The organism is Desulfocurvibacter africanus subsp. africanus DSM 2603, from assembly GCF_000422545.1.
GTDB classification, from domain to species: Bacteria; Desulfobacterota; Desulfovibrionia; order Desulfovibrionales; family Desulfovibrionaceae; genus Desulfocurvibacter; species Desulfocurvibacter africanus.
Genome location: NZ_KE383874.1, coordinates 140,282 through 154,045 on the forward strand (window position 1 = coordinate 140,282; position 13,764 = coordinate 154,045).

At 64.8% G+C, this 13,764-nt stretch carries 16 protein-coding genes and 1 tRNA gene; 3 read left to right on the forward strand and 14 right to left on the reverse strand.

Annotation, left to right across the window (positions count from 1 at the left end):
* The first annotated feature begins 77 nt into the window (after window positions 1-77).
* The 3 genes from H585_RS0120005 to H585_RS0120015 all read left to right on the forward strand — a co-directional run bounded on the left by H585_RS0120005 (window position 78) and on the right by H585_RS0120015 (window position 1,895).
* Window positions 78-416, forward strand: a complete 339-nt coding sequence (locus H585_RS0120005) for a hypothetical protein (protein ID WP_027369141.1) — start codon at window positions 78-80, stop codon at window positions 414-416.
* A 29-nt stretch (window positions 417-445) separates the two neighbouring features.
* Window positions 446-1,528: an AmmeMemoRadiSam system radical SAM enzyme gene (gene amrS, locus H585_RS0120010; RefSeq protein WP_027369142.1), complete on the forward strand. Its 1,083-nt coding sequence runs from the start codon at window positions 446-448 to the stop codon at window positions 1,526-1,528.
* Window positions 1,529-1,818: 290 nt separating this feature from the next.
* Window positions 1,819-1,895, forward strand: a tRNA-Pro gene (locus tag H585_RS0120015).
* Window positions 1,896-2,379: 484 nt separating this feature from the next.
* Here the strand turns inward: H585_RS0120015 and H585_RS0120020 are convergent.
* From H585_RS0120020 to H585_RS24015, 14 genes are read right to left on the reverse strand one after another with little or no spacing between them, the layout of a single operon-like run.
* Complete coding sequence (locus H585_RS0120020; RefSeq protein WP_027369143.1) at window positions 2,380-3,114, reverse strand: DNA-methyltransferase; 735 nt, start codon at window positions 3,112-3,114, stop codon at window positions 2,380-2,382.
* Window positions 3,092-3,277 (reverse strand): Com family DNA-binding transcriptional regulator, encoded by a 186-nt coding sequence (locus H585_RS22815; RefSeq protein ID WP_081678725.1) that lies wholly within the window; start codon window positions 3,275-3,277, stop codon window positions 3,092-3,094. The genes H585_RS0120020 and H585_RS22815 overlap by 23 nt, the downstream gene beginning before the upstream one ends.
* The gene (locus tag H585_RS0120025) at window positions 3,274-4,476 is read right to left on the reverse strand and encodes a bacteriophage T4 gp5 trimerisation domain-containing protein (RefSeq protein WP_027369144.1); all 1,203 of its coding nucleotides are present in this window, start codon (window positions 4,474-4,476) and stop codon (window positions 3,274-3,276) included. The genes H585_RS22815 and H585_RS0120025 overlap by 4 nt, the downstream gene beginning before the upstream one ends.
* Window positions 4,461-5,150 carry a hypothetical protein gene (locus H585_RS0120030; RefSeq protein ID WP_027369145.1) on the reverse strand — a complete coding sequence of 230 codons (690 nt, stop codon included), beginning with the start codon at window positions 5,148-5,150 and terminating at the stop codon, window positions 4,461-4,463. The genes H585_RS0120025 and H585_RS0120030 overlap by 16 nt, the downstream gene beginning before the upstream one ends.
* A complete protein-coding gene (locus tag H585_RS0120035; RefSeq protein ID WP_027369146.1) occupies window positions 5,147-5,695 on the reverse strand; it encodes a baseplate complex protein in 549 nt (182 codons plus the stop codon). Before H585_RS0120035 ends, H585_RS0120030 begins: the two co-directional genes overlap by 4 nt.
* The gene (locus H585_RS0120040; RefSeq protein ID WP_244432670.1) at window positions 5,692-6,582 is read right to left on the reverse strand and encodes a hypothetical protein; all 891 of its coding nucleotides are present in this window, start codon (window positions 6,580-6,582) and stop codon (window positions 5,692-5,694) included. Before H585_RS0120040 ends, H585_RS0120035 begins: the two co-directional genes overlap by 4 nt.
* Window positions 6,579-6,866 carry a hypothetical protein gene (locus H585_RS23185; RefSeq protein WP_138708224.1) on the reverse strand — a complete coding sequence of 96 codons (288 nt, stop codon included), beginning with the start codon at window positions 6,864-6,866 and terminating at the stop codon, window positions 6,579-6,581. The genes H585_RS0120040 and H585_RS23185 overlap by 4 nt, the downstream gene beginning before the upstream one ends.
* A complete protein-coding gene (locus tag H585_RS0120045) occupies window positions 6,866-7,375 on the reverse strand; it encodes a DUF4376 domain-containing protein (protein ID WP_027369148.1) in 510 nt (169 codons plus the stop codon). The genes H585_RS23185 and H585_RS0120045 overlap by 1 nt, the downstream gene beginning before the upstream one ends.
* Complete coding sequence (locus H585_RS22825; RefSeq protein WP_081678726.1) at window positions 7,375-9,660, reverse strand: phage tail-collar fiber domain-containing protein; 2,286 nt, start codon at window positions 9,658-9,660, stop codon at window positions 7,375-7,377. The genes H585_RS0120045 and H585_RS22825 overlap by 1 nt, the downstream gene beginning before the upstream one ends.
* A complete protein-coding gene (locus H585_RS0120055; RefSeq protein ID WP_027369149.1) occupies window positions 9,657-10,277 on the reverse strand; it encodes a phage tail protein in 621 nt (206 codons plus the stop codon). Before H585_RS0120055 ends, H585_RS22825 begins: the two co-directional genes overlap by 4 nt.
* The gene (locus tag H585_RS0120060; protein WP_027369150.1) at window positions 10,274-11,461 is read right to left on the reverse strand and encodes a baseplate J/gp47 family protein; all 1,188 of its coding nucleotides are present in this window, start codon (window positions 11,459-11,461) and stop codon (window positions 10,274-10,276) included. The genes H585_RS0120055 and H585_RS0120060 overlap by 4 nt, the downstream gene beginning before the upstream one ends.
* Window positions 11,462-11,463: 2 nt before the next feature.
* A complete protein-coding gene (locus tag H585_RS0120065) occupies window positions 11,464-11,787 on the reverse strand; it encodes a DUF2590 family protein (RefSeq protein WP_027369151.1) in 324 nt (107 codons plus the stop codon).
* Between the two features lie 3 nt (window positions 11,788-11,790).
* Entirely contained in the window at window positions 11,791-13,599 is a 1,809-nt protein-coding gene (locus tag H585_RS0120070) for a phage tail tape measure protein (protein ID WP_027369152.1), read from the reverse strand.
* Window positions 13,600-13,602: 3 nt separating this feature from the next.
* Window positions 13,603-13,743, reverse strand: coding sequence for a DUF6890 family protein (locus tag H585_RS24015; RefSeq protein ID WP_034628611.1), 141 nt, complete (start codon window positions 13,741-13,743; stop codon window positions 13,603-13,605).
* Window positions 13,744-13,764: the final 21 nt, after the last annotated feature.

The following is a 13,764-nucleotide window of genomic DNA, read 5'->3' on the forward strand; positions in this document are numbered from 1 at the left end:
CGTGTGAGTGTATGGAACACTATTCGAATGCATGCCTTCATAGGCCCTCTATGAGGGAAATTCAAGGAGAGAGTGCCATGCGGACCTTTGCCAGCGCCCTTGCCCTGATGGCGGCCCTGCTCGTCACAGGCATCGTGGAAGCGGCCCAGCCCGAAGCGACAGACACCATTGAGATCAGACCCTTGAAATCCGGAGAAGTCAGCGGACCATACATAACCACGGACCCGCAGACCGGCGACCGTATTCTGGGTGTGGCTCATCCCGCCCCGGACTGCGCGGAACCCGAACGCTATGGAGCGGTCTACGTGGTCCCGGAAATCGACGTGCCGGCCAAGCAGGAGCCCGCCAAACCGGTGCTGAAATATCAGCCCGGCGCCGAGGTGCCGCAGCCAGGCGTCTATCGCCCCGGCAGTTAGCGGGACCGGGCCGGCCAAAGGAGCCAGCCATGATCGAAGCCCAGTTGTGGAAGCCCGCCGCGGACAAGCACGTGCGTTGCGAACTGTGCAACCATTTCTGCCTCATCGAGCAGGGCGCGCGCGGCAAGTGCGGCGTGCGCGAGAACCATGACGGCCGGCTCATGTCCCTGTCGGCCGACAAGGTCGCGGCCATGAACCTCGATCCTATCGAGAAGAAGCCGCTCTATCATTTCCTGCCCGGCACCACGTCCCTGTCCATCGGCACGCCGGGCTGCACCATGGCCTGCCAGTTCTGCCAGAACTATTCCCTGTCCATGCCGCCCAAGCAGGGCGACGAGGTGCGCGGCGAGCGCATCACGCCCGAGGTGATCGTGGAAACGGCCCTGCGCTACGGAGCTGCGAGCATTTCCTACACCTATTCCGAGCCGACCATCTTTTTTGAGTTGGCCGAGCCCTGCGCCAAACTGGCCATAGACAAGGGCCTGAAGAACGTGTGGGTCTCCAACGGCTACATGAGCGACAAGTGCCTGGATCGCCTGCGCGACATCATCCATGCGGCCAATATCGACTTGAAGGCCTTCAACGACGACTTTTACCGCAACATCTGCGACGCCCGCCTTAAGCCCGTGCTGAAGAACATCGTGAGCATCAAAAAGATGGGCTGGTGGCTGGAGCTGACCACCCTGCTCATCCCGGGCATGAACGATAGCGACGAGGAACTGCGGGGCATGGCCGCCTATATCCGCGACGATGTGGGTGCGGACACGCCCTGGCACATCTCGCGCTTTCATCCGACCTACAAACTCACGACCAAACCCATCACGCCCGTCGAACGCCTTGAGCGGGCCTGGGAGATCGGCAAGGAGGCCGGGCTCAAGTACGTCTATGTGGGCAATGTGCCGGGGCATGTTTCGGACCACACGACCTGCCCCGAATGCGGCTGTCTGTGCCTGGACCGCAGCGGCTTCTCGGTCACGAGCAATGCCATCAAGGACGGCAAGTGCCCCGAATGCGGACTGGAAATTCCCGGCGTGGGACTCTCTGGAGAAGCCGGCAAGAACCGCGCTGCCAAGGGCCGCACATCCGGCGCAGCGCGTCGCCCATCGATCTAGATCAGATTGCCTTTATGACGCCCGCTCCGGCGATGACGGCGCAAGTGAATTGCGCCTACGCCGAAGCTAGCGGCAAGCCATGCCGACGCACGGCTCGCAGAGCATTTTCAAAAGCAAAATGCTCTAGGCAAGCCCAGGCCACCCGGTAAGGAGCGCGCCCGGAACGCCAGGGAACTTCCTTTTCCAGCCTGCGGCAAAAGCTGGCCGGCAGCGTTTCGCTTCTGCTCAAGGCTGTTACCCCTTGCCAGGCCCGAGGCTTTGGCGTAAGTAGTCACTCCCTTGAGGGAGACCGGGGCGTGGCGCAGTCTGGCAGCGCGCCTGCTTTGGGAGCAGGATGCCGGGAGTTCAAATCTCTCCGCCCCGACCAGCGATTACAACGGCTTGCAGGTGTTTACCCGCAAGCCGTTTCTTTTTAGGGCATACAAAAGGGCATACAGGGATGCCCAATCCCATGAACTTCATTTTTAAAAAGCAAGCCATTTCAAGCCGATATGCGAATTAGCATCCATATCACCACGCAAGCTAATTGCCCTCCTTTGCATTCCATTGCTCTCCCTGCAAAAGCGGTCGCCTCCTGCTAAGGCCGCTCCCGTGCGGGCTGGCATGCCCTTGCCATGCCCTGAGCCGTTGCGTTTTTTGATCGAAAAAGCTCGAAGGTTTGGTGCGGAGGAGTGATTTTTTTCTGGGGGCGGCGCTCTTTCGGGCGCGGGCTGGGTCTGGTCAGCGTAAGCTGGTGAAGGAGCGCGGAGAGGCGCGGCTGGCGCGTGGAAAAAGGAAAGGCCGGGGATGATTCCCGGCCTTTGTTGTGGTTATGGCTGGCGTTCGGCTGTGCCGTGCTGTGCAAGGCTCCTCTATCCTTCCATTGCCTCCGTGAGTCGCTTCGCGGCGATGGCGGCGTACTCGGGAGACAGCTCGATCCCGATGAAGCTCCGGCCGGTTTGGAGGCAGGCCATGCCCGTTGTGCCGCTGCCGGCGAAGGGGTCCAGGACCGTGCAGCCCGGCATGGTGACTTCCAGGAGATCCGTGAGCAAGGGCACGGGCTTCTCGGTCAGGTGGACCTTGCGGTTCGCATTGACGTGGTGCCGGTAGACGCCGGGCAGGCAGCGGCGCGTATGCGTAAGCGGCTTGCCCTTGCTGCCCGTGATGATGAACTCCGCATCCCGCTTGAAGTCTCCCAGGGTGGGGCGGGCGCTGGGTTTGTGCCAGGTCAGGACGCCGCGCCACATCCAGCCTGCGGCCTGCACGGCGTCGGTCATGGCCGGGAGCTGTCGCCAGTCCGTGAAGACCATGAGCCGGGCCCCATCGCGCGCAATGCGCCAGCACTCGGCAAGCCAGAGCGAGGCCCACAGGGTGAAGGAGCGCTGATCGCGGTTATCCCCGAGCATGGCTGGATAGCGCCGCTTTGTGGAGCCGTGTTGGTACTTCTGGGCGGGGTCCGCCTGCCTGGCGGATATGGTCATGCCGCCGCTCGAATAAGGCGGATCGGTGAGGATGGTATCGACGGAGTTGTCCGGGAGCGCCCTCAAGATGCCGAGGGCTTCGCCTTGGTGCAGGGTAATGCGATCAGAAGCGAGCAGCGTGGTCATGTCGAACCCCATTTCGAGGCTCGCGGCCTTCGAAGTTGGGGCTCATGGCTCTCACGTGGTTGTCTGTCCGGCAGCGCGGACAGCGGATATGCAGGCTAATGACCTGGCCACGGGCCAGGAGTTTGCCGCAGGTGCCGCAACGGATCTCGTCGGCGGGTATCATGCGGTGATGCCTCCAATGATGTTGCGATGCTCCTCCAGGCTGGCAACGTGTCCGGATACCGTGCCGCCCTGGACGATGGCTCCCACGGTCGGGTGAGTATGCGAGGCCAGGACGGTCAATGCGGCCTTGATCTCATCGAGGCAGGCCAGGATCTCGGCGAAGAGGCTCGGGCCAGAACCGCCGCCCCCTCCGCTTCCCATGCAGGCGAATGTGCCGGCCACCAATGTTATCGCACCGCCCCCGAGCGTCACGTTCGCGGCCTGGAGGACTTTATTGCCAGCGGCGATCTCCGTGCTGTTCCCGGTCACGTTCACGGCCAGATCCGCGCCGATGGTCTCCGTCTTCGCGCCGCCAATGTCCGTGGTCTGTTCGCCCGTGACGGTCTCGGTTCTGCCTCCGCCGATAGTCGTCTCCTGCTCGCCCTGGACCGTCTCCTGCCGGTCGCCGTCGATGGCAACGGAACGGTTGCCCTTCACGGTGCTGGTGTGGTTCTGGCCCACGGTTTCGGTAGCCTCGCCGGCCGTCGTATGCGTGGAGTCCGCCCCGGCCGACAGGTTCAGGTCGCCCAACGTGCCCAGATCCGCGCGCAGCCCGGCCAGCATGGTAAGGACCGTGCCCACCTCCACGGTGCGCATGCCGCCCACCTCGATAGTGGAATGCTCCTCGATGCGCTTGAACTCGCGCGCCAGCTCGGTGACGGCCTCGACGGCCCGCACCAGCCTGGTCAGCGAATCGTCCTCGATGCCGGCGTCCGTGCGGCGGACCCAGTTACCCGCGGCGTCCGCGCGCTGGAACACGGCCGGGGACTGCTGGGCCAGCCATTCCCTTGGCGCAACGGCCGGCAGGGACGTGCCCATGGGATAGACGTGCCGGATAATGGGATGGTCTGGCCTGCCATAGGCGAAGCCTACAACCACGAGCGCGCCGGGCTCGGGGAATGCGAACGTCCCGGCCTCCTGCCCTGCTCCGCTCGGCACGGGCAGCGGTACGGCCGGATAGACCGGGAAAGCAGGATCCGGCTCCAGGTCCGGGGTAAGGATCTCGATGTCCACGGCGTAGCGCGGCCGGAAGCGCTCACAGGTCGCGCCCTTTTCGGGCTGATCGGCAATGGCCACCACGCGCGCGTAGCGGTCCAGGTGCAGCCCTCCGGAGAGTTCCGGGAAAAGCTTGAGCACGGCGGCCCTTATTGCATCCTGCATGTGACCCCCATTTCATGCCCGGCCAGGCGCAGGGACAGGACGCGCCGGCCGTTCAGGATCGCCCCTGGGCGTAGCGCGGGCATGGCCGGGATGTTCTGGCTGCCCCCGGCCGTGGCCTGCGAGTGGACTGATTCCGGCAGCTCCACGGCCCGATTAGGCCAGCGGGAATCCTCCCAGGAACCCACGAACACCTGCCCATCGCCCTGGGTCTGCCAAAAGTAGTCCGGGATGGAAAACACCTCGCCCAGCCTGGCCAGGCCGTGAAAGCCTGAGCCGAGGGTTCCGAAATACGGCACGCGGGTGGAGGCGTAGGCGCGATCCGGCACGATGAAGCGCAGGCCCGTGCGGGCCGCATAGGCGGCCAGCACGTCGCGCAAGGTCGGATGGCGCAAAGCCAGTGGATGCGCCGCATCGAGCCTGGCCGACACCTCCCGACAGAACAAGCGCTGCTGGGTCGAGTCCACGGGCACGCAGCGCTCCACCTCGCCGGTGAAGAACCGCGTGAGCTTTGCGTCGAAGTGCCAGCCGAGGGCAAAGACAACTTCGCCCGAGAGCTGCTCTCCGGCGCGCACCTGGAAGATGGCCCGGCCCGGCCGGTCGATGTCCAGGCGGATATCCTCGCTCACCAAAGGGAGTTCGGAGCCGGCCACAAGGATGCGCTTCTGGAGCTTCATGCTTGCGCCTCGCCCTCCTCAAAATCGCCCACCTTGTCGTTCTGGGCCTTGAGCCACTGCTCGAACGGCGAGAGCTTCTGTTCCTCTTCCGTCTTGGGCGGAGTGACGGCCTGGCCTTCGTTCTGCGGCGTCTGAATGTCCTTCTTGGCCTCGCGGACCTCCACGCGCTCCGGAACCGAAACATGCTCGAGCAAGGCGAACGAGACCAGCCAACAACGCTTGTCCTCCTGCTCGTCGGCCTTGAAGTCGCCCGTGAACCTGGCCTGGCGCATGCTGGCGGCATTGGCCGTGCGATTGGTGACGGTGTAGACCTTGAGATCGCCCCCACTCTTGCCCTCGGCTATCCGCGTCAGCTTGCGCAGATCCGCCTCATCCTTGAAGCGGATGTGGATCTTGCACTCCAGCCGCTTGCCCTTGGTGCCCTTGCTGGCCGTGGAGGTCGAGGAAGACTCGCCCGAGGCGTCCTCATCCTTGAACTTGAGCCCCAGCGAAACATGCAGGCCATAGCCAGGCACGGTGAAGTCATCGAGGCGCAGGAAGCTCATAATCCGAAGGCCTCCTTGTAGTAGGCCACCTGGCCGACAGCCCCGAACCAGCCCACGGCCACGGAACACTTGTAGGCGGCGTCCAGCGGAGGCGCGGCCTCGCGGAGCTGGCGGGCCAGATCCGGCCCTGCACCCTCCAGGTAGACGCCATGCCAGCCGCTGTCCGTCCCGGACATGCCGGCAATGAGCGCGTCCAGATCGGCTTGGCGCTGTCGCATGGCCGCGGTTACCTTCGCCGCGAAGCTGGCCAGGCGCTCCACCGGCGAGGCTTGAGCTGCGGCGAGGCCTTCGGCCACGGCCAGTTGCGCGCCAACGGCGCGGGACGTGGCCAGCCCAGTGGCGTCACGTTCCGGCGAGGCCTTGCCCCAGGCCGGGTACGCCGGCGCATCCGGGATCTTGAGCTTGTCCTCTTCCAGGCTGGCCAGGGCGCTGCCCCGGCGCTCCGCTTGCTGCAGCTCCCGAATGGGAAATACCCGATTGAAGAGCGCGAGCGCCGCGGCGAGCTGGCCAGGGGCAGGCGCGGCCATGACCAGCAGCACCAGGCCGGTAACGCCGGCCGGCAGCGCGGCGTCTCCCAGCCTGCCCGCCACGGCGCTGATAGCGCCCTGCGGCGTCAGATAGGCCTGATCGCCGCGCCATTGGCCAATGCCGTAATGGTAGGGGGTCACGGCTAAACAGGCGGCCGGGCTGGAGAGCAACCCGGAGGCCTGCTCGCGCAGCTCGCCGGCGCTCGATCCGCCGGAGGCGCCGCCAGGCAGCCCGAGGCCGCCCAGGCTGCCCGCGCCGCTGGAGAGTGCAGCGTCCAGCGTATCCACTGCTCCGGAGAGTTGCGGAACCATGGCCGCGATTGATGCCGGCGGCGTGAATACGGCGGGTTGCCACATCATGCGGCTTCCTCGGCAACAGCCGGATCCGGCTCACCCGCCCAATGCCCAGCCCCGCACAGCCGCACAGCCAGCCAATATAGCCAGGCGCGCACGGGATAACCGCGCCGAATCATACAGACCCGGAGAATCCTGTCCGCCCAGGCACGCCACTCGGCCGGACCTCCCTGGGAGTAGGCCAGGTCATGCTCATCGCAACAGCCTTCCCAGGGCGGAGGCGTGCCGAACACGGAGCGCCAGGTACGGCTGATCTCACCCGCTCCACCGCAGCCGTTGCTGTTACCCATTAGGCGGCCACCGGAGCTGTATAGGTCTCGGAGACGGCCTCCAGTTCGGCCAATGTAGTCGCGGCTGAGATCTCCTGCTCCCGCGCCTCCTGCCAGCCGAAACAGCTCTCGATATGCGCCCGGCCGGCCTCGTAGACTTCGGCAAATTTGATTGCGTCCATCGTAACCCATTGACCTTCAGATGCTTTCCAGCGCGTCGAAAGCGTCGGATCTTGCTGCAAGGCTGCGGCAAGTTCCATGTAAGCAATGCGGGCCGGCGCGTCGGAGTCAAACAGCACGCCGCCGACGATGAATCCACCATCACGGGCCGCATTTTTGGCAGCATGAATAGCGGAGAGTTTGGCCTCGCGAGCAAGCATTAGCCATGCGGCCTCAAGCTCGCTCCACGTCGGCTTTGACCGCCCATCCTCCCAGCGCAAGGCGTCGTAGGCTTCGCGGGTATTGGCGGTCAGAGATCCGCCGAATCGAGCGCCAGGCACAAGAGATCCAAGAGCAAGAGCGATATCCATTAGCCAATCCTCTCGATTATAACGCCCGTGTATACTTCAGTCGCAAAGTTGGTCGCGAACCCAAGTCCATTCGTTGACCTGGACAAGCTGCAAATGTGCTGGACTTCAATAGCGGTCGCTTCGGCAAGCACAATTTTGCCCCGGATACAACTGGAGGTTTGCGATGGATAAGACCCGTCCGTCCGTTCAACAGTGCCGACAATCAGGTTTTGCGCATGCGTTACGTCATACAGCTTGGCCTGGTGCGATACGGTTCCGTAGGACGGCGCGCGTGCATCCACCAGATACGTGCCGGCCGGCAGCGTTATCTGATTGGCGGCCACGCTCGCCCCTGGAATCGAGTTAACTTTTTCGGCCAGGTCGCGCGTACGCCAAGCGCCGGACGTAAACGTCCCGCCTGCCGTGCCCTGGGCTTTCTCATCCCGTGCGATAAGCACATTATTCTGCGCCAGCTCCGCCTTGTCCGCCTTGCTCCCCTCCAGCCCCGCCAAGTCGCTGGCGAGCTGCAGCATGTTCACCGTGCCGGCGTCGGTCGGCACGGTGGCCGCCTGGATGCAGGGCAGCCAAGAGACGGATTTGGGGCGGTTTTCGTCGGCGGTCGGGAGGGTTAACGCAGAGTCCAGAATCAGCTTGTCAGCTCCGTACGCTGCCCCCCCTGTGTCCGCACACCCCGATTTAGAGCCCGGATTGACCAACTCCAATGCGCCGTTGGCCGCGACTTGGTCCCCCAGGAAGTTTGCCGTGGCACTGCCAATTGCACCCGACAACACCTCTCCGTATAGCCGCCTAGCTGCATCCTCCTGCCACGTGCCCACCGGTCGCCCGTTGCTCGGGTCAGCCGCGCGGCCGAAGTCGCGCCATCTCGGAGTGCGAAATGTGGTCGCGCCGTCACCGGAGCTGAACGAACCGACCGAGGATTGCACGGCGGCCTGGGCCTGCCATTCTGCCTCGGTAATGATGTTGCCCGAGGCCTCGGCTATCGCCCACAACTCCGGCCAGGTCGCGCGGCTAAGTAGCGGGCCGTCGGGTATGGCTATAGCTCCCGCCGGCGCAGTCGCGCCTGGCCAAAAGAACACCGTGCCCACGGGCATGCCCACACCGGAGCCGATCAGCCGCCAATCTCCCCACACACCAGCCGCGCGCCTGCGCCACCAGCCCGGCCGGTCCGGATCGCCCTCGCTCCACACAACCTGCGTCCGGCCGATATCGCCGGGCAAAACCATCGTCTGGCAAAAAGCCCAGGCCTCGGCCGGCAGATCCTCGGGCAGGTGCGTGGCCACACCCTGCTGCACCGCATACAGGCTGTTGCGCGCGATGGCGTCCAGGTCGCCCATGTACGGCGTATGTTCGCCGTCCAGCTCGAAGCCCTGGAAGGCGTCGGCCAGGTCCTCCACCTGCTGCGGCGTGGCCGCTCCCACCTGCTCGGGCGAGATGGCCAGCCCCTTCTGGCGTAGGTCCGTCACCGTGCCGTCGGCTGCAATGCTGGCCACCTGCACGCAGTAATGGGGCACATGGTACGGAGCGCCCTCCGTGTAGTCGGCGGCCGGCGCGCTGGGATCGAGGAACATGGGCGAGACGACGGTCACCACGTCCGAGCCCTGGCGCTGCATGCTCACATCCAGCCAGACATCGCAGGGCGTGAGGCTCGGCACCACAACCAGCGGCTCGGCCAGCGCCGCCCGGATGCCCTCCACGTAGCCGCGCCCGGCCTCGAAGCGGTACCCGGCATCGTGCGTGAGCAGCCAGCCGTCATCCAGGAAGGCGCTTCGGCCGTAGAGGTCCCGGTTCGACAGGCGCTCGCGCTCATCGATGCCCTTGAGGCGCACGGTAAAATCGAGCTGCCAGACCCCGGCCTCCACGGTGATCTGCGTGAGCTCGCGCGCGCCGGTGAACTCCAGCAGGAAGTTGCGGGTCAGGTTGTTCCCCTGGGTGTTGGTGTTCGGATCGTAGGCGCGCTTCTCCATGGCTGGGAACGTGGCCACGGCTACGAGCACGTCATGCTCGGAGCAATAGAGGCCCTGCCAGTTGAAGGTGAACGGGCCGATATCCGAGCCCAGCAGCGCCGAATACACGACTTGGTTTGGAGTCACGAAAGCTCGGTACTCAGGGGGAATCGTGAACTCATGGACCACCTCGGCCAGCACGCCGAGCGCCGGATCCACGGGCGCGGTATGGTCCAGGCCAGGCACGTTGGCGAAAAGGAACTTGTCGATGACCAGGGGCTGTCCCCCTGCCTGCAAGCTGGCGATGAGCGATTCGCCGGCATAGGTCAGCACGACACTCATGAACGAGCCTCCACGGTGAAATAGTCGTTTTCGAGAGTGGCCACGCGCAGAGTTTCCACCATGCTGGGAATGCCTGCACTGGCCGCGTAGACCGTCGAATGGTCATTACCGAAGGCGCAGGCCGTCACGTGCGCGGCCTGGGTGACGCGGGAAATGAAGCGGTAGCGGCGACAGGTTCGCCCGTACTCATTGATGATGAGCTCCAGCACGTTCTGCTGGTCGGGCATGCGCGCATCGTCCACCACAACGCCGATGATGTCCCAATCCTGGTTTGCTACGCGCTCTTCCAGGGACACGCCGCCCAGCTCCAGGCGCTGAAAAATCCGCCTCCAGCCGGCGACGCTCCCGGCATCGCGCGCGTTGGCGTAGGCGTGGGCCACGCGCAGGCGGTACAGCCGTTCCGGCTCGCCAGCGTAGGGCGTGACATTGCGCTGCCAGGCCAGCAGGTCGAGAATGACCGGCGAGCAGGTCAGTGGATCGAGCTGCTGGGCCGGCAGCGCCGCCCACTGTCCCAGGCGAAGGAACCATTCATGGGCTGCGGCGGCGAGCTTGCCAGCCCTGTCGCCTGCCATCCAGAACGGCAGGCTCGGCTTGTTCAGGGTAGGCAGCTCGCTCATGCTTCAACCCCAAGGCTGACATCGAGGCTGGCTAGCACGGGCAGCTCAAGCTGCGCTACGATGTCCCCCCGCGAAAACTCCACGCTGCGCAGGTCCGGCAGCTCCGCATGCAGCTCCTTGGCGAGGCGGGAAAAACTGAAACGCGACAACGGCATGACCCTGGCCACGTCGAAGTCGGTGTTTTCGCGCCAGGCCGAGCGCACGCGGTCCTCCACTGCCTGGCGCAACACCTCGCGCCGCTCCGCGCCGGCGGACACGACGGGATAGACGGTCACCGTAAGATCCACGGGCATGGGCGTGATGGCCATGCATTGCAGATCGTCGCCGTGGCCATGATTGCCGGACTCCCGGACATGCGCGTTTATGGCGTCGATCAGCTCTTGCGGGGGGATGCCGGATTCCACCATGATGTGGCAGTTGCTCGTACCAGGCCCGCGCGGGCCGTCCTTCTCGAAGAACAGGTAATCGACACGCAGGCCGGAAAACTCGCTGATGATGGCCTTGTATGCCGCATCATGGTGGTACTGCCCCACGGCCGCGAACTGGTTGCGGCAACGCAAGCGCAGGGCCTCGTCATCTTCCACGTCCGCGCCGGGCGAGGTGAGCCAGTCCGCGCCGTTGGATACGGACATGATGCCGGGCACAGGCTTGGCCAAGATGGAATAGTAGCCTGGGCCAAGGTTGTACGCCGCACCGGCCTGCTCTGCCCGCACGGCCACGGCCGCGCCGAGCTGCCCCTCGGGGATGACCGTCTCGGCAGTGGTCAACACGTGGTAGACCACGCCATTCAGGGCCGGGGATTCGATCACCGTGCCGGCCGGGATGACCAGCGCTCCCGAGGCGGAGGCGCGCGTAAAGGTGACGGTGCCGAGCGCATAGGCCGCCGTCTTGCGAACCACGTCCACGCCCCAGGCGTAGACATCGAGCCAGGCGCCGGAGGCGTAGCGCAGGAAAGTGTTGGGCAGGACAGTCGTAACGAGCAGCGCCACCAGCCACTGCGCCGGCTTGGTGACTATGGCCGAGATGAGCCGCCAAAACGGCGACCAGGCGCTGTCGTTGGTTATCAGGCTGTCCTGGTCCTCGTTGATGGCTTCCCACTCCGCCTGCATCTCCTCGGGGGTGACGGGCATGCCCGACTCGCGCAGCATGCCCGTGAAGAGTTCCGTCGCGTTCGCGTCCGCCATGGTTATGCCTCCAGCGCAAGGGATAGCTCGCCGTATTCCACCGTCTGCGCGGTGAGCCAGTATGCGCCGGGCGCGGATTCGTCGATCACGGCTGTGCCGGGCACGATGCGCTCGTCGTCATCCACGGCGATGGTGATTTTGACCAAGTTGGTCTGGCGCTTGCGCGCGTCACGGTTGGCGATGATCTCCACCAGCAGCCCGGATTCGCGTATCATGTGCATGATGTCCTGGGCGATGGAGGCGCGGCCGTCGAGAAGCACGGGATTGCCCCCGGCGTCCAGGGTCAGATCGTTGTCCGTGATGCGCAGGTCGGTGTATTTGGGCATGATCTATCCGGCCTGCAGGGCCATGTATTCTTCCAGCTCTCCGGGCGAGAGCGGGCGCTCGGTGTTGATCGTCACCTGTCCGATGCTGGTCTGCTTCGAATTGGACTTGTTGAAGTAGGAGCTGTTCGCCTTCAGGATGCCGCCAGAGGGCACCGTCGATGCGCGCGGAGCATCAAGCGAGGGCAAGGATGCAGTCGGCGCGGGCATCGTAGTGCCGGCAGTGGCCGCCGAATTCGCTGCCGTGGCAGTGATCTCGGCCTTGCCGCCAAAGCCGAGCTTCTCGCCCAGCCAGTCCCACACCTTGCCCAAGGCCTTGAACGGAACCATGACCGCTTCGATGGTGGCCATGAGCGCCTGCCCCCAGGCCGTGTCCAGGAAGGCAGCCTTGAGATCGTCCCACCAGTAGATCACGGCGGCTACGGCCGCGATAAGCGCGACAATGCCGATCACTACCCAAGTCATGGGGTTGGCCCACAGGGCCGCGTTGAGCAGCCATTGGGCCGCCGTCTGCAGGCCGGTCATCTTGCTCAGGAAACCGATTGTCGCGGCCACCAACTTGAATGGCCCAGCGATGCCCAGCATGGCCATCTTGCTCACGGCCGTAGCGGCGGCAAGCAGCCCCATGGCTCCGGCCAGGCCCATGACCACCATGGCCCCATAGCCTACCCAGCGGGCCAGGTTCGGCGCGATGGTGATCCAGCGGTTCACGGTATCGAGCACGGCCACGAACTTGCCCACGATCAATTCGAGTGGCGGCAAAAGCGCCTGGCCGAAGGACGCGCCTACCACGTTGACGGCCCCGCCCATGCGGCCCCAGATGTCGGTCATCTTGGCGGCCATCTGCCGGGCCTTGTCCATGCCGTTGACCTTGCCGATGGTGTCGATGGATTTACCCAGGCCGGTGGTATCCGCCATGAGCTGCTTGATGAGCGAGACGGCCTCATCGGAGCCGAAGGCGTCCTTGAGCGCATCGGATTCGGCCACGCTCAGCGTGTCGCCGAACTTGCCCTGGATCTTGCCCAGGATATCGACCATGCCGAGCATATTCCCCTGGCTGTCCGTGAAGGACAGGCCAAGCTTCTCCTGGGCGCTGCCAACACCGGACAGGAAGGCTTTGTATTTGGTGCCCGCCTCGGAGCCGCCCATGGTGGCCTGCAGAGTGCCCAGGATGGCCATCTGCTCCTCGGCCGCAACTCCGGCAGCCGTGGCGTTAGCTCCAAGAGCGGTAAAAGCGGAGGACATCTCGTCGCCCGTGGTCTTGAACATTTGCACGGCCAGCGCGGTGCGCCCGGCGAGCTGCTCCACCCACTGGGCCTTGCCCATCTTGTCCGCCTGGTTCTTGAAGATGCCGTACATGGTGCCCATGTAACTGGTGACGGTGCCCACGTCGGCCTTGGTGGCCTTGGCCAGCACGCCGGAGGCCACGGAGAAGGACGCGAGTTCCTTGCCCGTAAGCCCAGCGATGCCCGATTGGATATCGTAGGAGGCGCGCACGACCTCGGCCGCCGAGCCGCCGTACTGAATGGCGAATTTCTTGGCCGAGGCGCTCAGGATCTTGAGCGAGGCATTGTCCACGTCCAGCGAGGCGACCTCGCCCAGGGCGCGGTTCAGGTCGATGGCCGGGGCCACCATCTGGTGAATGGCCATGGCGGAACCGCCCGCGGCCATTACGCCGGTGCCGGCCCGCAAAGACTGTTCATGCACTGTCTCCGTCATGCCGGACAGGGACTTGCGCAGCTTGGAGACCTTGCTGGAGGCGTTGTCCCGCAGTCCTATGGCGAATTCGAGCCGTTCCAGTTTGGTGGAGGCCATGCTTTATCCCTTGAATGCCGTGGCAATGCCGTTGGCCACGGCGACCGTCATCTTGTCCCAGTAATCCCGCTCCAGAAACAGCGCCTCGGCCATGCTCTCAGTTTCCATCGGGCGGCCTGGGAACCACTTGCGGCAGAGCGCCACGAGCTGCGCCGAGGCGCTCTC